The 20,059-nt window shown below is 63.5% G+C and carries 20 protein-coding genes; 10 read left to right on the forward strand and 10 right to left on the reverse strand.

Annotation, left to right across the window (positions count from 1 at the left end; all coding sequences use genetic code 11):
• Window positions 1-22: 22 nt before the first annotated feature.
• Window positions 23-907, forward strand: a complete 885-nt coding sequence (locus tag CAY82_RS19860) for a LysR substrate-binding domain-containing protein (RefSeq protein WP_087502724.1) — start codon at window positions 23-25, stop codon at window positions 905-907.
• 175 nt (window positions 908-1,082) lie between these two features.
• Here CAY82_RS19860 and CAY82_RS19865 read toward each other — a convergent pair whose 3' ends face one another.
• From CAY82_RS19865 to CAY82_RS19890, 6 genes are all read right to left on the reverse strand, one after another.
• Window positions 1,083-2,501 (reverse strand): amino acid permease, encoded by a 1,419-nt coding sequence (locus CAY82_RS19865; RefSeq protein WP_170931107.1) that lies wholly within the window; start codon window positions 2,499-2,501, stop codon window positions 1,083-1,085.
• Between the two features lie 729 nt (window positions 2,502-3,230).
• Window positions 3,231-4,298 (reverse strand): 23S rRNA pseudouridine(2605) synthase RluB, encoded by a 1,068-nt coding sequence (gene rluB, locus CAY82_RS19870; protein WP_087502726.1) that lies wholly within the window; start codon window positions 4,296-4,298, stop codon window positions 3,231-3,233.
• A gap of 273 nt (window positions 4,299-4,571) precedes the next feature.
• On the reverse strand, window positions 4,572-5,342 hold the full coding sequence (gene scpB, locus CAY82_RS19875; RefSeq protein ID WP_087502727.1) for an SMC-Scp complex subunit ScpB: 771 nt from the start codon (window positions 5,340-5,342) through the stop codon (window positions 4,572-4,574).
• A complete protein-coding gene (locus CAY82_RS19880) occupies window positions 5,329-6,054 on the reverse strand; it encodes a ScpA family protein (protein WP_162276787.1) in 726 nt (241 codons plus the stop codon). Before CAY82_RS19880 ends, scpB begins: the two co-directional genes overlap by 14 nt.
• A 125-nt stretch (window positions 6,055-6,179) precedes the next feature.
• Window positions 6,180-6,809, reverse strand: coding sequence for an L-threonylcarbamoyladenylate synthase (locus CAY82_RS19885; protein ID WP_087502779.1), 630 nt, complete (start codon window positions 6,807-6,809; stop codon window positions 6,180-6,182).
• Between the two features lie 13 nt (window positions 6,810-6,822).
• Window positions 6,823-7,683: a PHP domain-containing protein gene (locus tag CAY82_RS19890; RefSeq protein ID WP_087502728.1), complete on the reverse strand. Its 861-nt coding sequence runs from the start codon at window positions 7,681-7,683 to the stop codon at window positions 6,823-6,825.
• A gap of 67 nt (window positions 7,684-7,750) precedes the next feature.
• Between CAY82_RS19890 and CAY82_RS19895 the strand changes: the two genes are divergently transcribed.
• The 5 genes from CAY82_RS19895 (at window position 7,751) to CAY82_RS19915 (ending at window position 11,475) form a co-directional block, all read left to right on the forward strand.
• Complete coding sequence (locus CAY82_RS19895; protein WP_218190840.1) at window positions 7,751-8,344, forward strand: septation protein A; 594 nt, start codon at window positions 7,751-7,753, stop codon at window positions 8,342-8,344.
• A gap of 1 nt (window position 8,345) precedes the next feature.
• Window positions 8,346-8,645, forward strand: a complete 300-nt coding sequence (locus tag CAY82_RS19900) for a YciI family protein (protein WP_015271283.1) — start codon at window positions 8,346-8,348, stop codon at window positions 8,643-8,645.
• Window positions 8,646-8,849: 204 nt separating this feature from the next.
• Complete coding sequence (locus CAY82_RS19905) at window positions 8,850-9,527, forward strand: response regulator transcription factor (RefSeq protein ID WP_087502730.1); 678 nt, start codon at window positions 8,850-8,852, stop codon at window positions 9,525-9,527.
• Window positions 9,528-9,657: 130 nt separating this feature from the next.
• Window positions 9,658-10,074 (forward strand): Spy/CpxP family protein refolding chaperone, encoded by a 417-nt coding sequence (locus tag CAY82_RS19910; protein WP_025340137.1) that lies wholly within the window; start codon window positions 9,658-9,660, stop codon window positions 10,072-10,074.
• 60 nt (window positions 10,075-10,134) lie between these two features.
• Window positions 10,135-11,475 carry a HAMP domain-containing sensor histidine kinase gene (locus CAY82_RS19915; protein WP_087502731.1) on the forward strand — a complete coding sequence of 447 codons (1,341 nt, stop codon included), beginning with the start codon at window positions 10,135-10,137 and terminating at the stop codon, window positions 11,473-11,475.
• Between the two features lie 147 nt (window positions 11,476-11,622).
• On the opposite strand, the gene CAY82_RS19920 is transcribed toward CAY82_RS19915, so the two are convergent.
• Window positions 11,623-12,180: an NAD(P)H nitroreductase gene (locus CAY82_RS19920; RefSeq protein ID WP_087502732.1), complete on the reverse strand. Its 558-nt coding sequence runs from the start codon at window positions 12,178-12,180 to the stop codon at window positions 11,623-11,625.
• Between the two features lie 102 nt (window positions 12,181-12,282).
• Here CAY82_RS19920 and CAY82_RS19925 point away from each other — a divergent pair, with 102 nt between their 5' ends.
• Window positions 12,283-13,737, forward strand: a complete 1,455-nt coding sequence (locus tag CAY82_RS19925) for a TrkH family potassium uptake protein (RefSeq protein WP_087502733.1) — start codon at window positions 12,283-12,285, stop codon at window positions 13,735-13,737.
• On the opposite strand, the gene CAY82_RS19930 is transcribed toward CAY82_RS19925, so the two are convergent.
• On the reverse strand, window positions 13,694-14,755 hold the full coding sequence (locus CAY82_RS19930) for an AraC family transcriptional regulator (RefSeq protein ID WP_087502734.1): 1,062 nt from the start codon (window positions 14,753-14,755) through the stop codon (window positions 13,694-13,696). The two genes, CAY82_RS19925 and CAY82_RS19930, sit on opposite strands and share 44 nt — an antisense overlap.
• A 153-nt stretch (window positions 14,756-14,908) precedes the next feature.
• Here CAY82_RS19930 and CAY82_RS19935 point away from each other — a divergent pair, with 153 nt between their 5' ends.
• Window positions 14,909-15,220, forward strand: coding sequence for a DUF962 domain-containing protein (locus CAY82_RS19935; protein WP_087502735.1), 312 nt, complete (start codon window positions 14,909-14,911; stop codon window positions 15,218-15,220).
• 27 nt (window positions 15,221-15,247) lie between these two features.
• Here the strand turns inward: CAY82_RS19935 and CAY82_RS19940 are convergent, their stop codons facing one another.
• A complete protein-coding gene (locus tag CAY82_RS19940; RefSeq protein WP_087502736.1) occupies window positions 15,248-16,051 on the reverse strand; it encodes a UDP-2,3-diacylglucosamine diphosphatase in 804 nt (267 codons plus the stop codon).
• Window positions 16,052-16,546: 495 nt separating this feature from the next.
• Between CAY82_RS19940 and CAY82_RS19945 the strand changes: the two genes are divergently transcribed.
• Entirely contained in the window at window positions 16,547-17,437 is an 891-nt protein-coding gene (locus CAY82_RS19945) for a DMT family transporter (RefSeq protein ID WP_087502737.1), read from the forward strand.
• 1 nt (window position 17,438) lies between these two features.
• On the opposite strand, the gene CAY82_RS19950 is transcribed toward CAY82_RS19945, so the two are convergent.
• Window positions 17,439-17,720, reverse strand: a complete 282-nt coding sequence (locus tag CAY82_RS19950) for a SelT/SelW/SelH family protein (RefSeq protein WP_003259082.1) — start codon at window positions 17,718-17,720, stop codon at window positions 17,439-17,441.
• Window positions 17,721-17,788: 68 nt separating this feature from the next.
• On the opposite strand from CAY82_RS19950, the gene CAY82_RS19955 reads away from it, so the two are divergent.
• Window positions 17,789-19,975, forward strand: coding sequence for a patatin-like phospholipase family protein (locus CAY82_RS19955; RefSeq protein WP_087502738.1), 2,187 nt, complete (start codon window positions 17,789-17,791; stop codon window positions 19,973-19,975).
• Window positions 19,976-20,059 lie beyond the last annotated feature (84 nt).

Here is a 20,059-nt window from a genome sequence, read left to right on the forward strand (position 1 = left end):
CCGCTATCAATGACTTCCATGAATGAATTACCGCCACCTGACCCCGTCCATGTCGCTGCTGCTGGCATTCGAAGCCGCCGCCCGACATGAAAGCTACACCCGCGCCGCCGCCGAACTGTCGCTGACCCAGAGTGCGGTCAGCCGCCAGGTGCAGGCACTGGAACAGCAACTGGGCCTGACCTTGTTCCGCCGCGAAGGCCGCCAGGTGCAACTGACCGATGTCGGTCGCCTGTACCAGCGCGAGCTCAGCGAGGCCCTGGGGCGCATCCGCAGCGCCACCCTGCAAGCTCTGGCCTACCAGTCTGGGGTAGGCACCTTGCGCCTGGCGACCCTGCCCACATTCGGCTCGAAATGGCTACTACCACGGCTGCATGCGTTCTATAACGCTCACCCGGGCATGCTGGTGCACATACATTCACGCATCGAAGCCATCAACTTCGACACCAGCGAAATCGACGCCGCCATCGGCGTGGCCAGCCACGACCTGCCAGGGCTGATCTGCCACCGGCTGCATGCCGAGGAGCTGGTGGTGATCTTGCCGCCGGAGGCTGGTGCGCACAGCCAGGGCTGGAGCCCGGCACGCATCAGTGAAGAGGTGCTGCTGAATGTGGCCAACAACCCGCATGCCTGGGGCGAGTGGTTCTCGCACCATGGCCTGGCGCATCGGGCGATGCGCCTGGGGCCGAGCTTCGAGCTGACCTCGCACCTGATCCAGGCGGTACGAGCCGGGATTGGCATCGGCCTGGTGCCTCGCATACTGGTGGAGGAAGAACTGGCCAAGGGTGAGCTGTACAGCCCCGGAGGGGCATTTGCCAGCCAGCGCAGTTATTACCTTATCTACCCGCCGAGGAACGAGGCGCTGCCGTCGCTGCGGGCATTTCGCAGCTGGTTGCTGGAGCAGATCTGATCTGTTGCCTGTGCCGGCCTCTTCGCGGGTGAACCCGCTCCCACAGGAATATCACTGGACCTGAGGGCAGCGCTATACCTGTGGGAGCGGGTTCACCCGCGAAAGGGCCCGAGCAGGCAACAAAAAACCCGAAGCCAGTCACCTGACATCGGGTTTTTCTACCACCTGTAGCGCCTTATCTGGCCATACTACTAGCAGCCCCAACGGCCTGCGCCTTGCGACGCGGCTTGATCATGTAGGCCACGAACATGGCGAGCAGCCAAACCGGGATCGCATACACGGACACCTGGATACCCGGGATCATCAGCATGATGCCGAGGATCAGCACCACGAACGCCAGGCAGATGTAGTTGCCATAGGGGTACCACAGTGCCTTGAACAGCGGCTTCTGGCCGGTGCGATCCAGGTGCTGACGGAACTTCAGGTGCGAGTAGCTGATCATCGCCCAGTTGATCACCAGGGTGGCCACCACCAGCGACATCAGCAGCTCCAGCGCGTTGGACGGCATCAGGTAGTTGAGCAGCACCGCGATCAGGGTCACGGCTGCCGACACCAGGATCGAGCGCACCGGTACACCGCGACTGTCAACCTTGGCCAGCGCCGCCGGGGCGTCACCTTGTTCGGCCATGCCCAGCAGCATGCGGGCGTTGCAGTAGGTACCGCTGTTGTACACCGACAGTGCCGCAGTCAGGACCACGAAGTTCAACAGGTGCGCAGCCACGTCACTGCCCAGCAGCGAGAACACCTGCACGAACGGGCTGCTGCCATAGCTGCCACCGGATGCGTCGATGCTGGCGACCAGGTTGTCCCACGGGGTCAGCGACAGCAGCACCACCAGGGCACCGACATAGAAGATCAGGATACGGTAGATGACCTGGTTGATCGCCTTGGGGATCACGGTCTTCGGCTTGTCGGCCTCGGCAGCGGTGAAGCCGAGCATTTCCAGGCCACCGAAGGAGAACATGATGAAGGCCAGGGCCATCACCAGCCCGCTGACACCGTTCGGGAAGAAGCCGCCGTGCGACCACAGGTTGGCCACGGTGGCTTCAGGGCCGCCGCTGCCGCTGGTCAGCAGGTAGGCACCCAGGCCGATCATGCTGACGATAGCCACCACCTTGATGATGGCAAACCAGAATTCGGCCTCACCGAAGAACTTCACGTTCATGAGGTTGATAGCGTTGATCAGCACGAAGAACGCTGCCGCCGTAACCCAGGTGGGGATCTCCGGCCACCAGTAGTGAACATACTTACCGACCGCCGAAAGCTCCGACATGCCCACCAGGATGTACAGCACCCAGCAGTTCCACCCTGACAGGAAGCCGGCGAAGCCACCCCAGTAGGTGTGGGCGAAATGGCTGAACGAGCCGGCCACCGGCTCTTCGACGATCATTTCGCCGAGCTGGCGCATGATCATGAAGGCGATGAAGCCGCAGATGGCGTAGCCAAGGATCATCGACGGGCCAGCGGATTTCATCACGCCTGCCGAGCCGAGGAACAGGCCGGTACCAATCGCACCGCCGAGGGCGATCAACTGGATATGGCGGTTCTTCAGGCCCCGCTTGAGCTCGCCTGAATGCATGTTTTGTCCACTCATGAACGAAGTCACCTGCATTGTTTTTATCTGTGACGGAATCGGACCCACCGCGCTCGTGGCGCAGCGGAATGGGCAAGGTGGTTACCTTGGGTTTCTTGACCTCAGGTGCCGCCGCGGCGGGTCAACCAGGCGTGATCAAGAGTGCGCGGTACGCAAAGGAGTCACAGGTAAAACGCGGCGCATTGTATACCCCTGCAAACGCGCAGGCGTCAACGCGTTGCATCGTTTCCTTGGGAAAAAACGCAGCGATCCTGTGGTGTGGGCCTTGAAAGGCGGAGTGATCGGCGTACATGGCGCCTCCATTTGTTGTTTTGTCAGCCTGGCTCTGAGGACAGGCTTTTTGCACACGGCAATGGTGGCTATAACACCGTGGGGCGGGGGTTTGGGCAAGGGTGGGCGGAGACCGGGCGGCGGCTTGTGCGCATTGGCGGCGGCAAGGTTTGTTTACACAGCCGGGCTTAATCTGAAATCAGTGCTGAATACGGCCATATCTGTATAAATTTCTTTACAGACCGGTTCGAAAACTTGCCAGTCGTCCGAAAAATTCTTTTTGTTCAATATCTTGGGGCCGCTTTGCGGCCCTTTCGCGACACAAGGCCGCTCCCACATGTGACGCGTTTCATTGTGGGAGCGGCCTTGTGTCGCGATGGGCTGCGCAGCAGCCCCCAAATTCTCACAGGCATAAAAAAACCAGCCCGAAGGCTGGTTTCTCATTGCTGCACAGGCCAATCAGCCACGCGGCTTGCCGCGGCCACGGCCTGCCGGCTTGTCACCTTCAGGCTTGCCCGGACGCTTGCGCATCTCGCTCGGGCGCTCGGCCACGGTGCTGCCGCGGCTGGTCTTGCGCGGGGCCTCTTCACGCAGCTGGCGCGCCGGGCGTGCATCGGCAGCAGTACCTTCTTGAGCCGGGCGCAGGCTGCGCACACGCTCGCCACGGCCCAGCGGGCGGGTCGATTTGCGCTGCAGGCGCTCCATCTTGTCCTTGGCCTTGAGCTTCATGGCTGGCAGCGCCACCGGTTGCAGGCCCACTTCAGCGGCGAGGATGTCGATTTCGCCCTGGGTCATTTCACGCCAGCGGCCCATCGGCAGGTCGGAGTTGAGGAACACCGGGCCGAAACGCACGCGCTTCAGACGGCTGACCACCATCCCCTGGGACTCCCACAAGCGACGCACTTCACGGTTACGGCCTTCCATCACCACGCAGTGGTACCAGTGGTTGAAGCCTTCGCCACCTGGCGCCTTCTGAATATCGGTGAACTTGGCCGGGCCGTCTTCCAGCATCACGCCTGCCTTCAGGCGCTCGATCATCTCGTCGTCGACCTCACCCCGCACACGTACCGCGTACTCACGGTCCATCTCGTAGGACGGGTGCATCAGGCGGTTGGCCAGTTCACCATCGGTGGTGAAGAGCAGCAGGCCGGTAGTGTTGATGTCGAGACGGCCGATGTTGATCCAGCGGCCTTCTTTCGGCCGTGGCAGGCGGTCGAACACGGTCGGGCGGCCTTCCGGGTCGTCACGGGTGCAAATTTCGCCATCGGGCTTGTTGTACATGATCACCCGGCGAGTGGCCTCGGCGGCCTCTTCGCGCTTGATCAGCTTGCCATCCACGGCAATGGCATCGTGCAGGTCGACGCGCTGGCCGAGGGTGGCCTCGACGCCGTTGACCTTGATGCGGCCCTGGCTGATCCAGGCCTCGACGTCACGGCGCGAGCCAACGCCAATGCGCGCCAGCACTTTCTGCAGCTTTTCGCCGGATGGCGGGGTGATTTCGGTATCTTGCAGGTCTTGCTCACTCATCTGGGCACCTCCCGGTGTAGGAATGAAATAAGGGTTCTGGCGACGAACGCGCCAAAAGGCCGCGCATCATACGCGGTTCGGCGGGGGAACGCACTGGAGGGTAGAGGGTTTTGTGGGCTTTGCGAGGGGTTTCTGCCTAATGGTTATGTATTGGCAGTACCGGCCTCTTCGCGGGTAAACCCGCTCCCACAAGTACCGCATCACTCTCAGGGCCTGTGATATCCCTGTGGGAGCGGGTTCACCCGCGAAGAGGCCGGTACAGGCAACAGCAGATCAGGGCTGCAATTTGCCCTCTTCTTCCACCGAGGCCTCAGGCTCTTCCTCACGCAAATCATCAAAATCGGTCTTCAGCCCTTCTTCCATGGCATCCAGCTCCACCAGCAAGCTTCGGAAGCTGGTTTCCTCCTTCGGCTCAACAACCTCTTCCTCCTCCCCAAGGCTCGCATCGGCCAAAGCCTGCAGGTGGGCCGGCACCGGTGCATCGTCCGGGTCGAGCAGCGGCTCAGGTTCCATTTCGCGCAGCTCGGCCAAGGCCGGCAGCTCATCCAGGCTCTTGAGGTTGAAGTGGTCAAGAAACGCCTTGGTGGTGGCAAACATCGCCGGCCGCCCTGGCACTTCGCGGTAGCCGACCACACGGATCCACTCGCGCTCCATCAGGGTCTTGATGATGTTGCTGTTCACCGCCACGCCACGCACATCCTCGATTTCGCCCCGGGTGATGGGCTGGCGATAGGCGATCAGGGCCAGAGTCTCGAGCAGCGCACGTGAATAACGTTGCGGCCGCTCTTCCCACAGGCGCCCGACCCAAGGGGCATAGTCCTCGCGAATCTGCAGGCGGTAGCCGCTGGCCACCTCCTTCAACTCGAAAGCGCGGCCATTACACGACTTGCCCAGCAGTTCCAGAGCCTGCTTGAAGACCTTGGGCTCCGGTCGCTCGGCTTCCTCGAACAGTTCGTACAGGCGCTCCAGGGATTGCGGCTTGCCCGAAGCCAGCAAGAAGGCTTCGATCAGCGACGCCAGGTCGCGGGGTTCATTCAGGTTCATCAGGTTCTTCAACAAGCGCCGGGCGAAGCCGCACGTGGATGGCGGCGAAGGGTTCATTCTGCACCAGTTCGATCAGCGATTCCTTCACCAGCTCGAGAATCGCCATGAAGGTCACGACCACGCCCAGCTTGCCCTCCTCGGCGGCAAACAGCTCGACGAACGGCACGAAACCGCCACCTTTCAGACGTTCCAGCACCTGGCTCATGCGCTCGCGGGTGGACAAGGTCTCACGGGTGATCTGGTGGCTTTCGAACAGGTCGTTGCGGCGCATCACCTCGGCCATCGACACCAGTAGCTCCTCCAGGCTGACCTGGGGCAACAGCTTGCGCACCTTGGCCTGCGGCGCCTCCAGGCGCGGCACCACCACCTCGCGGCCTACCCGTGGCAACTCATCGATGCCTTCGGCGGCGGCCTTGAAGCGCTCATATTCCTGCAGGCGGCGGATCAGTTCGGCGCGCGGGTCACCCTCCTCCTCCTCGACGTCGGCCGAGCGCGGCAGCAACATGCGCGACTTGATCTCGGCCAGCATGGCAGCCATCACCAGGTATTCGGCGGCCAGCTCCAGGCGCACGCTCTTCATCAACTCCACGTAGCCCATGTACTGGCGGGTGATTTCCGCCACCGGGATATCGAGGATGTCGATGTTCTGCTTGCGGATCAGGTACAGCAACAGGTCCAGCGGGCCTTCGAAGGCTTCGAGGATGACTTCCAGGGCGTCCGGCGGGATGTACAAGTCCAGCGGCAGCTCGGTCAGGGCTTCGCCATAGACCAGGGCCAGTTGCAGCTGCCGAGGCGCCTCGGCCTGCTCGGCCGGTGCCTCGGGCGTTTCCACCTGGCTCACGCGTTGACCAGAAACGGCGTGGGATCGCCGCAGCCTTCACGGACCAACGCAGGCTCATCGCCAGTCAGATCGATGATGGTCGAAGCCTTGAGGTCGCCGTAGCCGCCATCGATGATCAGGTCGACCTGGTGTTCTAGACGCTGACGTATCTCATAGGGGTCGGTCATCGGCTCTTCTTCGGGCGGCAAGATCAGGCTCACACTCATCAGCGGCTCGCCCAGCTCCTCCAGTAGTGCAAGAACAATGGGGTTGGACGGTACGCGCAATCCGATAGTGCGGCGCTTTTCGTGCATCAAAAGCCGTGGCACTTCACGGGTGGCATTGAGGATGAACGTATAAGGCCCGGGAATATGCGCTTTGAGCAGGCGGAAGGTGGACGTATCGATCTTGGCGAACAACCCCATTTGCGAAAGGTCGCAGCATAGCAAGGTGAAGTTGTGCTGCTTGTCCAACTGGCGCAAGCGCCGGACTCTCTCGATGGCGCCCTTATCGCCGATCTGGCAGCCGAGTGCGTAAGCCGAGTCGGTTGGATACACAACAACGCCGCCCTTGCGGATGATCTCGACGGCCTGTTTGATCAGGCGCACCTGCGGATTCTCCGCATGAATCTGGAAAAATTGGCTCACGTAGTCGTCCTGTTCATACCGCCAAAGGCTGTTCATGGCTGAATCGGCGCCACAGAGGTGGCAAGTCCTCGGGCAAAGGCCGGTAGGCACCGATCTCGCCCCAGGTGCCGGGGCCGTGGAAATCACTGCCAGCGCTTGCCAGCAGGCCGAACTCACGGGTGAGGATGGACATCGTGCCCACCTGCTCGGCCGGCATCATCCCGTTGACCACTTCAAGTGCCTGCCCGCCTGCCTGAATATAGTCGGCAATCAGCCTTCTGCGCTTGCTGCGGGTCAGATCGTAGTGCATGGGATGCGCCAGGCTCACCCAGGCATTGGACTGGCGCAGGGTGGCGACGGTTTCATCGAGGGTCGGCCAGTGCTGCTTGACGTCGCCCAGCTTGCCGGCGCCCAGCCATTTGCGAAACGCCTCGCCGCGGTCCTTGACGTGCCCGGCTCGCACCAGGTACTCGGCAAAATGCGGGCGCGCCGGGGCGTTGCCGCTATCGCCCAGCTCATGCTGCACGGCGCGGGCACCCTCGAGGGCTCCGGGCATGCCCTTGGCCGCCAGCCGTTTGTCGATTTCTTCGGCGCGCAGCCAGCGGCCACGGTGCAGTGCGTCGATCGCCGCCAGCAGGGGCGGTGCGTCGAGCGGGAAGTCATAGCCCAGCACATGGATGGTCGCACCACCCCAGGTGCACGACAGCTCCACCCCGCTGACCCAGTGCATGCCCTTTTCGCGGCACGCCTGGCGCGCCTCGGGCAAGCCTTCGATGGTGTCATGGTCGGTCAGTGCCAGCGTTTGCACCCCGTGCTCATGGGCCCGGGCGACCAATGTAGAGGGCGACAGAGCGCCGTCGGAGGCCGTGCTGTGACAGTGCAGATCAACATTCATGGAGGAGCGCTTTCGCTGGAATCGATGTTTGTTATTATGCCGTCACATCCCGATTCTGGCTGCCATTGTGAAACAATTCATCGATTTCATCCCGCTGCTGCTGTTCTTCATCGTCTACAAGCTCGACCCGCGCCCGATGGAAGTCGCGGGCCACAGCTTCGATTTCGGTGGTATCTACAGCGCCACAGCCATGCTGATCATCAGCTCGCTGGTGGTCTACGGCGCGCTGTTCCTGCGCCAGCGCAAACTGGAAAAGGGCCAGTGGCTGACCCTGGTGGCCTGCCTGGTGTTCGGCGGCCTGACCCTGACCTTCCACAGCGAAACCTTCCTCAAGTGGAAGGCGCCGGTAGTGAACTGGCTGTTCGCCCTGGGCTTCGCCGGTAGCCACTTCGTCGGCGACCGGGTACTGATCAAGCGCATCATGGGCCACGCCCTGAGCCTGCCCGATGCCATCTGGACCCGCCTGAACCTGGCCTGGATCGGCTTCTTCCTGTTCTGCGGCGCGGCCAACCTGTTCGTCGCCTTCACCTTCCAGGACTTCTGGGTCGACTTCAAGGTGTTCGGTAGCCTGGGCATGACCGTGATGTTCCTGGTGGCGCAGGGCGTATACCTGTCGCGCCACCTGCACGACGACCCATCCACCTCCAAACCCAAGGATTGACATGCTCTACGCCATCATCGCCAGCGACGTCGCAAACTCCCTGGAAAAGCGCCTGGCCGCCCGCCCTGCGCACATCGAACGCCTGCAGCAGCTGAAGGCCGAGGGCCGCGTGGTACTGGCCGGTCCGCACCCGGCTATCGACAGCAACGACCCGGGTGAGGCGGGTTTCAGCGGCAGCCTGATCGTCGCCGAGTTCGACTCCCTGGCCGCAGCGCAGGCCTGGGCCGATGCCGACCCTTACATTGCGGCCGGTGTGTACGACAAGGTGGTGGTCAAGCCGTTCAAGCAAGTACTGCCTTGATCTGAGACTGCGTGGGCTTCTTCGCGGGTAAACCCGCTCCCACAGGGACGGCGCAGGCTTCAAGCTTGCACTTTCCCTGTGGGAGCGGGTTTACCCGCGAAGAAGCCCACGCAGTACCAGCAGTTATACTGTTGCCATCAGTCTGCGGTATCTTTGCCACTGGCGGGCCGAATAGCCGCCGTCAATGGTTGAATTGAGTGAGTCATGAGCGAGCTGTTACTGATTGATGATGACCAGGAACTGTGCGAGCTGCTCGGCAGCTGGCTGACCCAGGAAGGGTTTACCGTGCGTGCCTGCCATGATGGCCATAGCGCACGCCAGGCACTGGCCGAGCACGCCCCGGCGGCCGTGGTGCTGGATGTGATGCTGCCCGACGGCAGTGGCCTGGAACTGCTCAAGCAGTTGCGCAGCGAGCATGCCGAACTGCCGGTGCTGATGCTCTCGGCCCGCGGCGAGCCACTGGACCGTATCCTCGGCCTGGAACTGGGCGCCGACGACTACCTGGCCAAACCCTGCGACCCACGTGAACTCACCGCTCGCCTGCGTGCCGTGTTGCGCCGCAGCCACCCCGCCGCTACCACCAGCCAGGTGGAGCTGGGCGACCTGGTCTATAGCCCTGCTCGTGGCGTGGCCAGCATCGATGGCCGCGAAATGACCCTGACCCTGTCCGAAAGCCGCATTCTCGAAGCCCTGCTGCGCCAGCCCGGCGAGCCGCTGGACAAGCAGGAGCTGGCGCAGATCGGCCTGGGCCGCAAGCTGACCCTGTACGACCGCAGCCTGGACATGCACGTCAGCAACCTGCGCAAGAAGATCGGCCCGCACGCCGATGGCCGGCCACGCATCGTGGCCCTGCGCAGCCGTGGCTATTACTACTGCCTGTAAGAACGCGGGGGGCACGAAGCGCCCCTCATGCATCTTTACCGAGCCTTTACCATCCGCTGACGGCGCTTGACGGTGATCTCCCTAGACTGTGTTCATCCGGTAACCACCGGCCTATGAAAGGAGAGACACCATGCGCAAGACCCTTATCGCCCTGATGTTCGCCGCCGCACTGCCGACCGTGGCCATGGCCATGCCTGAAGGCGGCCCGCGCCACGACGGCCCGCATCATCGCGGTGACGCGCCTTTCCACCAACTGGACCTGAGCCGTGACCAGCGCCAGCAAATCGGCAAGCTGATGGGCGAACAGATGAAACAGCGCCGCGATATCACCGAGCGCTACCTGTCCAAGCTGCCGGCCGCCGACCAGAAGGCCATGAAAGACGAGCTGCAGGCCAACCGCGACAAGACCGACAGCGCGGTCCGTGCCCTGCTCAAGCCTGAGCAGCAGAAGAAGTTCGACGAACTGCAAAAGGAACGCGCCGCACAGAAAGCCGAGTGGCAGGAGTTCCAGGCCTGGAAAGCTGAAAAAGGCAACAAGGCCCAGTAAGCTGTCTGCCCGATGCCCGGCCCGCCTCAGTGCGAGCCGGGCTTTTCTCGTTTGCAGGAGGTGCACTTGCGTTCACTGTTCTGGCGCATCCTGGCCAGTTTCTGGTTGGCCATCACCCTGGTTGCGGGCCTGTCGATCCTGCTGGGCCATATGCTCAACCAGGACGCCTGGATCCTCAGCCGCCACCCGGGCCTCAATACCTTGGCCAGCAAGTGGGCCAAGCATTACGAACAGGAAGGCCTGGCTTCGGCACAGCACTTCCTGGAACGGCGCAAAGACCGCTACAAGATCGACGTGCAAGTGCTCGACGACAGTGGCGAAGCCGTTGTGCCCGGCACCTTCCCGCGCCGTGCAGCGGCCTTCGAGGCACGCCAGCACAATGACCAGCGGCGCCTGCCGTGGCGCCGGTTGACCGAGGAATACACCAGCCCCGACACCGGCGAGACGTACCTGCTGATCTACCGCATCCCCCACCCGGCGCTAGATGCCTGGCACCGCGAAAGCCTGTTGTGGCCGCTCAGTGCGCTAGGCATTGCCCTCGTGGTGCTGACCCTGTTCAGCCTGTTGGTGACCCTGTCCATCACCCGCCCGCTCAGCCGCCTGCGCAGCGCCGTGCATGACCTGGGCCAGACCACCTACCAGCAGAACAGCTTGGCGCAGCTGGCTGCGCGGCGTGACGAGTTCGGCGTGCTGGCCAAGGACTTCAACAAGATGGGCGCGCGCCTGCAAAGCACCATCGGCAGCCAGCGCCAGTTGCTGCGCGATGTGTCCCATGAGTTGCGCTCACCGCTGGCCAGGCTGCGCATTGCCCTGGCCCTGGCCGAGCGCGCCGAGCCTGAGCAGCGCGAGGCCCTGTGGCCACGCCTGACCCGCGAATGCGACCGCCTGGAAGACCTGATCAGCGAAATCCTCGCCCTGGCGCGGGTCGATGCCGAACAGGCCCATGCCGAGCCGGTCGACCTCAATGCCCTGCTTGGCAGCGTACGCAAGGACGCCCAGCTCAGCGCACCGGAGCAGGACGTGCGCCTGGAGGCGCAGCCGGGGTTGACCTTGCAAGGCTGGCCCACGCTGATCGAGCGAGCCGTGGACAACCTGCTGCGCAACGCCCTGCGCTTCAACCCGCAGGGTCAGCCGATCGAAGTCAGCGCCGTGCGCGAGCAGAACCGTATCCTGATCAGCGTGCGTGACCATGGGCCAGGGGCGGCGGCGGAACACCTGGCGCAGCTGGGGGAACCGTTCTTCCGTGCGCCGGGGCAGGATACGCCGGGGCATGGGCTGGGGCTGGCAATTGCACGCAAGGCGGCAGAGCGGCATGGTGGCAGCCTGGTGCTGGAGAACCATCCACAGGGAGGCTTTGTGGCGCGGCTGGAGTTGCCTGTGACTGAATCGACAGGCAGTTGATTTGATGTAAATGCTCCCGGCCTCTTCGCGGGTAAACCCGCTCCCACAGGTACTGTGCGAGGCCTGAAATTTGCGCCACACCTGTGGGAGCGGGTTTACCCGCGAAAGGGCCAGATGCCTTGATACTGCAATCAGCCCAAGGCTGCGTTACTCGCCCCAGGCACTGACGAAATCAGCGGTTTCCAGAATCGGCGCGGTGCGCGGCTCGGTCAGCGGCGTACCCACATACAGATACCCGATCAGTTCCTCGTGCTCGGCCAGCCCCAGGCCCTTGTGCACATGGGCATCGACGGCCATGTCGCCGGTGCGCCACACCGCTCCGATCCCCTGCGCATGCGCCGCAATCAGGATACCGTGCGCGGCACAGCCCGCCGCCAGCCGCTGCTCGGACTTGGGCACCTTGAAGTGGTCCTGCAGTTTGGCGATCACCACGATCAGCAACGGTGCCCGCAGTGGCATGGCGCGGGCCTTGTCCAGGGCAGCCTGGCTGGCATCCCCCTTGCGTTGCAGCGCCTCGGCGAACAGCTCACCCAGTTTCTCGCGCCCCTGGCCTTCGATGGTGAGGAACCGCCACGGCCGCAGCTGGCCGTGGTCCGGGGCGCGCAGGGCAGCCTGGAACAGGGCCTCGCGCTGGGCGGCATTGGGTGCCGGGTCGGTCAGGCGTGGCACGGAAACACGGTTGAGCAATGCGTCGAGAGCCTCCATCGGCTACCCTCCTGGCAGGTGAATGTGCCGCCATTCTAGCGTTTACATCACCAGACCCATAGGTAGAATGGCGCCCTTCCGTTTCGAGTCAGAGCAGATCACATGGCGTTGCCGACCTTAAGGATCATTGGTTTCATCATCGGCATCTTCCTGATTACCCTCGCCGTCAGCATGGCCGTGCCCATGGCGACCCTGGTGATTTTCGAACGCACCCGTGACATGCCGTCGTTCCTCTGGTCGAGCCTGATCACTTTCATCGCCGGCCTGGCCCTGGTGCTCCAGGGCCGCCCCGAACATGTGCACCTGCGCCCGCGCGACATGTACCTGCTGACCGTCAGCAGCTGGCTGGTGGTGTGCGTGTTCGCCGCGCTGCCGTTCCTGCTGACCCAGCACATCAGCTACACCGACGCTTTCTTCGAAAGCATGTCAGGCATCACCGCCACCGGCGCCACCGTGCTCAGCGGGCTCGACAACATGTCCCCTGGCATCCTGATGTGGCGTTCGATGCTGCACTGGCTCGGCGGCATCGGCTTCATCGGCATGGCCGTGGCGATCCTGCCGCTGCTGCGCATCGGTGGCATGCGCCTGTTCCAGACCGAGTCGTCCGACCGCTCGGAGAAGGTCATGCCGCGCTCGCACATGGTCGCCAAGTCGATCGTGGGGGTATACGTCGGCTTCTCGATCCTGGGCGCGCTGGGTTTCTGGTGGGCCGGCATGAGCCCGTTCGATGCAATCAACCACGCCATGTCGGCGATTTCCACCGGCGGGTTTTCCACCTCCGACCAGTCGCTGGCCAAGTGGGATATCCCGGCCGTGCACTGGGTCGCGGTGGTGGTGATGATCATGGGCAGCCTGCCGTTCACGCTTTACGTGGCGACCCTGCGTGGCAACCGCAAGGCACTGATCCGCGACCAGCAGGTGCAGGGCCTGCTCGGCATGCTGGTAGCCACCTGGCTGGTGCTTGGCACCTGGTACTGGGCCACCACCAACCTGCACTGGCTCGACGCCCTGCGCCACGTGGCACTGAACGTGACCTCGGTTGTCACCACCACCGGCTTCGCCCTGGGTGACTACAGCCTGTGGGGTAACTTCTCACTGATGCTGTTCTTCTACCTGGGCTTCGTCGGCGGCTGCTCCGGCTCGACTGCCGGTGGCATCAAGATCTTTCGCTTCCAGGTCGCCTACATCCTGCTCAAGGCCAGCCTCAACCAGCTGATTCACCCGCGCGCGGTGATCAAGCAGAAGTACAACGGCCACCGTCTCGACGAAGAAATCGTGCGCTCGATCCTGACCTTCTCGTTCTTCTTCGCCATCACCATCTGTGTCATGGCGCTGCTGCTGTCGTTGCTTGGCGTGGACTGGATGACCGCCCTGACCGGCGCTGCAGGCACGGTCTCGGGTGTAGGCCCGGGGCTGGGTGAAGTGATCGGTCCGTCGGGTAACTACGCCACGCTGCCGGACGCTGCCAAGTGGATTCTCGCCAGCGGCATGCTGCTCGGCCGCCTGGAAATCATCACCGTGCTAGTGTTGTGCATGCCAGCGTTCTGGCGTCACTGACCGCCTCGGGCTCCGTGCCCAGGCGGGCGCGGTATTCACCGGGCGTGGCATCGAACCAGCGGCGGAACGCCCGGTAGAAGTTGCTGGGGTCGGCAAAACCCAGCAGGTAGGCGGTTTCCAGCAGGGTCATGCCTGGCTGCGCCAGATACTGTTCGGCCAGTTCGCGTCGGGTGTCATCAAGCAGGGTCTGGAAGCTGGTGCCTTCCTCCTGCAGCCGCCGCTGCAAGGTGCGCTGCGACAGGTGCAGGGCCTGGGCCAGGGTTTCACGCTTGGGCTCGCCCTGTGGCAGGATACGGCACAGCACCTGACGCACGCGGTGTGTGACCCGGGTTTCCGAAAAACGCGCCAGGTATTCGCCGGCAAAGCGATCATGGAGGATGGCCATGGCTTCGTTGGCGGTGGGCAGCGGTGCCTCCATGTCGGCGCGCTCGAACACCAGCGCATCGTGCGGAGCGCCGAACACCAGCGGCGAATGGAACGCTGCCTTGTACGGCTCGATATTCTTTGGCTGCGGCCCTTGCACCAGCACCCGACGCGGTAGCACCGGCCTACCGCTGAGCCAGCTGCACAGTGCCAGCGCGCAGGCCAGCGACGCTTCGGCACTGTGCCGGGTCGGCGGCAGATGGTCGCCGTGCACGGTCAGGATCAGCGAATAACCCTCGGGGCCGAGGACGAAGCTGAGGTCGGAGCTTTCGGCGATGATGCGCTGGTAACGCACCAGGCGCTCGAAGCCTTCGGCCAGAGTACGGCTGGACATCAACGCATAACCCACCACATGGAACGACGCCGGCCGCACCACCCTCGCCATGTTCAGGCCTATGGCCTCGTTGCCCGACAGTTCTACCGCCAGTTGCCACAGCCGGGTCATGGAGTCCTGGGGGAAGCGCGCGTCGGGATCATCGAGGGCAGCGAAATCCAGCCCCAGCTGCTTGAACATGGCTCGGCAGTCCAGCCCTTCCAGTTCAAGTGCCTTCACGATCCCTGATGCCCAGCTGGCTGACGTGGTTCTTTCGCTCATGACAGGCTTCTTATGCTGACCGCTCCTGCGGTGAACCCCAAGGATATTCAATTGGCGCCTATTGTCAGTGGTAGGCGCCGCCAATCACTCTAGACTCGAATCAGGCTCCATGCCGTGCATCTTGTCCAGAAGTATTAATCCCGGAGCACTGCCATGAACCGCACAGCGCAGTTTCGTAGTTTTGCCGAGTTCTATCCTTACTACCTGGGGGAGCACAGCAACCCCACCTGTCGCCGCCTGCACTTTGTCGGCACCAGCCTGGTGATTGCCCTGCTGGCCTATACCATCGGCAGTGGCAAATGGGTGCTACTGCTGGCCACGCCCCTGTTCGGCTACGGCTTTGCCTGGGTCGGGCATTTCTTTTTCGAAAAGAACCGGCCAGCGACCTTTACCCATCCGCTGTACAGCCTGCTGGGAGATTTCGTAATGTTTCGGGATATCCTGGTGGGCAGGATCAGCCTTTAGACTTTGCCGCCCCTGGGCCCTCAAGCCCTACGCCGGTTCGCGCATCGCCGCCGCTGCCTGCGCCTGCGCCTCGGCCAACCGGTACAGCTCGATCGTGCCATCCCAATGCTCGATCAGCGCCGTGCACGACTCCACCCAATCCCCGCAGTTGAGGTACTCCACCTCTCCCACCTGGCGAATCTCGGCATGGTGGATGTGCCCACACACCACACCATGAAAACCACGGCGGGTGCACTCGTGGGCAATGGCATCCTCGAAGTCGCTGATGAAGTTAACCGCGCCTTTGACCTTGTGCTTCAGGTACGCCGACAGTGACCAATAGCCGTATCCATAGCGAGCACGCCAGTGGTTGAGCCAGCGGTTGAGCACCAGAGTGAACTCGTAGGCACGGTCACCGAGGAACGCCAGCCAGCGGTGGTAACGGGTAATCACGTCGAACTGGTCGCCATGGATCACCAGCAGGCGGCGGCCATCGGCGGTCAGGTGCTCGGCCTCGTCCACCAGCTGGATGTTGCCGAGGATCAGCCTGGAGTAACGACGCAGGAATTCGTCATGGTTGCCGGTGACGTAGATCACCTCGGTGCCCCGCTTGCTCATGGTCAGCAGGCGGCGGATCACGTTGGTGTGGGCTTGAGGCCAGTAGATTCCGCCGCGCAGCTTCCAGCCATCGATGATATCGCCCACCAGGTAGATGCGGTCGGCCTGGTAGCCCTTGAGGAACTGCGACAGGTGTTCGGCCTGACAGTCGCGGGTGCCCAGATGCACATCGGAAACCCACAGGGTACGCACGCGTTGCTTGCGCGAGGGACGGGACAATTCGGCATGGGTCATGGGCAGGCTCCGGCGCAGTTTGCTGGAGACTGGCAGGCGCGGATGACAGCGCAGTGGCAGGTAGGTTACGGATGATGAGCTGCCAGGTGTACGACAATAGATTTCTAGCGCTCTTGAGATCGCGCACCGCCCGCGCGGCGCTTCGCGGGACAAGCCCGCTCCCACATCTGTTTCGGGCCAGTCACTCCTGTGAGGGCACCTGTGTCCGCCTTGTTTGTTCCATTCGATATCGAGGGGGAGGCGCGACTGCTCTTCATCAATCTTTAGCCATGCACCAAGGCTGCAACCCACCTGGCACAGGAGCAATTGGCCCGAAACAGATGTGGGAGCGGGCTTGTCCCGCGAAGCGCCGCGCGGGCGGCGCTCGATCTCGAAGGTCCGACAATTTCCAAGGCAAACACCCAGTAGCCCCCTATACAATCCCCAGGCATGTACCTTTCCAACCTTTCAACCAGCCACCGCAGCAAACTGCGCCCCTCGTCCAAAAGGCCCCCCATGAACCACCGCACCGCCCTCGGCGCCTTGCACATCGGCGCGCTGTTCTTCGGCCTCACCGGCGTCTTCGGCAAACTGGCCGCCAGCGCCAGCCCGGCGATCATCGTCTTCGGCCGCGCGGCCTTCGCCGTGCTCGCCCTGGCCCTGTTCGCCAGCCTGACCGGGCCGGGCTGGCAACGCCTGAGCGGTCAGGACGCCCGCCGCCTGCTGCTCGGCGGCGTGCTGCTGGCCGGCCACTGGGTCAGCTTCTTCATCGCGGTAAAGGTGGCCGGTGTGGCCATCGCCACCCTCGGCTTCGCCAGCTTCCCGGCCTTTACCGTAATCCTCGAGGGCCTGCTGTTCCGCGAGCGCATCCGCCGCAAAGAGGCTGTGCTGGTAGTGCTGGTCAGCATTGGCCTTGTGCTGGTCACCCCGGCATTCGACCTGGCCAGCGAAGCCACCGGCGGCCTGCTCTGGTCATTGCTGTCGGGGCTGCTGTTCTCCCTGCTGTCACTCACCAATCGCGCCGGCTCCGGCCGCCTGCCGGCGGTACAGTCGGCACTGTGGCAGAACCTGGTGGTAGGCCTGTGCCTGCTGCCGTTCGCGGCGCCGGAGCTGCCAGGGGTAGCCACAATAGACTGGTTGTGGATCGCCCTGCTCGGCATCTTCTGCACCGGCGTGGCGCACAGCCTGTTCGTCGCCAGCCTGTCGGTGATCAAGGCGCGCACTGCCGCCGTGGTATTCGGCATGGAACCGGTCTACGGCATTGCCGTGGCCTGGGTGGTATTCGCCGAAACCCCAACCCTGCGCATGCTGCTGGGCGGCGCACTGATCATCTTCGCCATCGTGCTGTCCAGCCGCCTGGCCACCGAGCAACCGCCCAGGCAGCGGCCGCTGGCCGAGGGCGCCTGATTCAGCGGTCGTTGTGGCCCAGGTCACGCTGCGGGTCGATCTGGTCACGCACCCGCTGCTTCAGCACCTTGGCCTCGGGGAAGCCACCGTCGGCCTTGCGCTCCCAGATCTGCACGCCATTGCAGGTAATGCGGAAGATACCGCCGGTACCCGGCTCCAGGGCCACTCGGCCAAGGTCGTCGGCAAAGGTGCTGAGCAGTTCCTGGGCCAGCCAGGCGGCACGCAGCAGCCATTGGCACTGGGTGCAATATGTGATGACGATTTCCGGTTTGCTGTCGGCCATGGTGAGGCATCTCCAGGGTGGGGGGCCGCTTATACTAGCGGTCTTTAGCCCACGGTTTGAGACTCACGATGCGCCGTTTGCTGTTCTGTTTCCTGCTCACCCTCACCTCCCTCACGGTATTCGCCGCCGAACCGGCCAGGCCCAAGGTTGGCCTGGTGCTGTCGGGTGGCGCGGCCCGTGGCCTGGCCCACATCGGTGTGCTCAAGGCCCTGGAGGAACAGGGCGTGCGCATCGACGCCATCGCCGGCACCAGCATGGGCGCGGTGGTCGGCGGCCTGTACGCCTCGGGCTACAGTGTCGAAGAGCTGGAAAAGCTCGCCACCACCCTCGACTGGCAACAGGCACTGTCCGATGCCCCGCCGCGCAAGGACGTGCCGTTCCGGCGCAAGCAGGATGACCGCGACTTCCTGGTCAAGCAGAAGCTCAGCTTTCGCGATGACGGCAGCCTGGGCCTGCCACTGGGGGTGATCCAGGGTCAGAACCTGGCGCTGCTGCTGGAAAGCAAGCTGGCGCACACCGCCGACACCCGTGACTTCGACAAGCTGCCCATCCCATTTCGAGCAGTAGCCACCGACATTGCCAGTGGCGAAAAAGTGGTGTTCCGCCGTGGCCACCTGCCCCAGGTGATCCGCGCCAGCATGTCGATCCCGGCGGTGTTCGCCCCGGTCGAGCTGGACGGCCGGCTGCTGGTGGATGGCGGCATGGTCGACAACATCCCGGTGGACGTCGCCCGCGAAATGGGTGTGGACCTGGCTATCGTGGTCGACATCGGCACCCCGTTGCGTGACCGCAAACAGCTGGCCACGGTGGTCGACGTGCTCAACCAGTCGATCACCCTGATGACCCGGCGCAACTCGGAAGAACAACTGGCCAGCCTGCACCGCGACGACATCCTCATCCAGCCGCCGCTGACCGCCTTCGGCGTCACCGACTTTGGCCGCGCCCGGGAAATGATCGAGGCCGGCTACCGCGCCACCCGCCTGCTCGACCCGCGCCTGGCCGCCCTGCGCCGGCCCGAAGGCGACAGCAGCCTGGCCGTGGCCCGCTCGCCGCGCCAGCGCACGCCGACGATCACCGCGATCAGGATCGAGAACGACTCCAAGGTCAGCGACGAGGTCATCCGCTCGTACATCCGCCAGCCAATCGATGCGCCGCTGGAACTGGGCCGCCTGCAGACCGACATGGGCACGCTGTATGGCCTGGACTATTTCGACCGGGTGCAGTACCGAGTGGTGCACAAGGGCGACGACAACACCCTGGTGATCAATGCCCGTGGCCGACGCGGGGGCACCGACTACCTGCGCCTGGGCCTGAACCTGTCGGACGACCTGCGCGGCGACAGCGCCTTCAACCTGGGCGCCAGCTACCGGGTCAACGGCATCAACAGCCTCGGCGCCGAATGGCTGACCCGTGGCCAGATCGGCGACCAGCAGGAGTTGTACAGCGAGTTCTACCAGCCGCTGGACGTGGGCTCGCGCTATTTCATCGCGCCGTACCTGGACTTCGGCTCGCAGAACATCGAAGCCACCCTGGACAACGACCCGGTGGCCGAGTACCGCCTGGAGCGTTACGGCTTTGGCCTTAACGTGGGGCGGCAGATCGGTACCAACGGTGAAGTGCGCCTGGGCGTGGGCAAGGCCTGGGGCGAGGCCGAGGTGCGCATCGGCGATCAGGACCTGCCCAAGGTCAGTTTCAACGAAGGGTTCTACGAGCTGAAGTACTCGTTCGACACCCTCGACAATGTGTACTTCCCGCACCGCGGCGAGGATATCGGCCTGACCTTGCGCAAATATGACCAGTCGCTGGATTCGGACCAGGATTACCGGCAGTGGATGTTCAACCTGGACAAGGCCATCAGCAGTGGGCCGAACACCTTCGTGCTGGGCGGGCGCTACGGGCGCACGCTGGATGAAACCGAAGTGGTGACCTCGAGCTTCGTGCTGGGCGGGGCTCGGGAGCTGTCAGGCTTCCGCCAGGACTCGGTTTCTGGGCAGAACGTGAGCCTGATGCGCATGGTCTACTACCGCCGCCTGACGCCACGGGCCTACGTGCCGCTGGACTTCCCGCTGTACATCGGCGGGTCGCTGGAGCGTGGGCGGGCGTGGAACAACGACAACGAGTTCGACAGCGGGTACATCAATGCGGCGAGCATCTTCCTGGGGCTGGAGACGCCGCTGGGGCCATTGAACCTGAGTTACGGGGCCAACAGTGCGCATGAGCAGGCGGTGTACCTGAACCTGGGGCATACCTTCTAGGGCCTGCACTGAACCTGTAGGAGCAGCCTTGTGCTGCGAAGAGGCTGGTTTGACAGAAGATGTTCTGTGCCTGGAATGACCTCT

Origin of the sequence: Pseudomonas sp. SID14000, assembly GCF_002165135.1 — a bacterium.
GTDB lineage: Bacteria > Pseudomonadota > Gammaproteobacteria > Pseudomonadales > Pseudomonadaceae > Aquipseudomonas.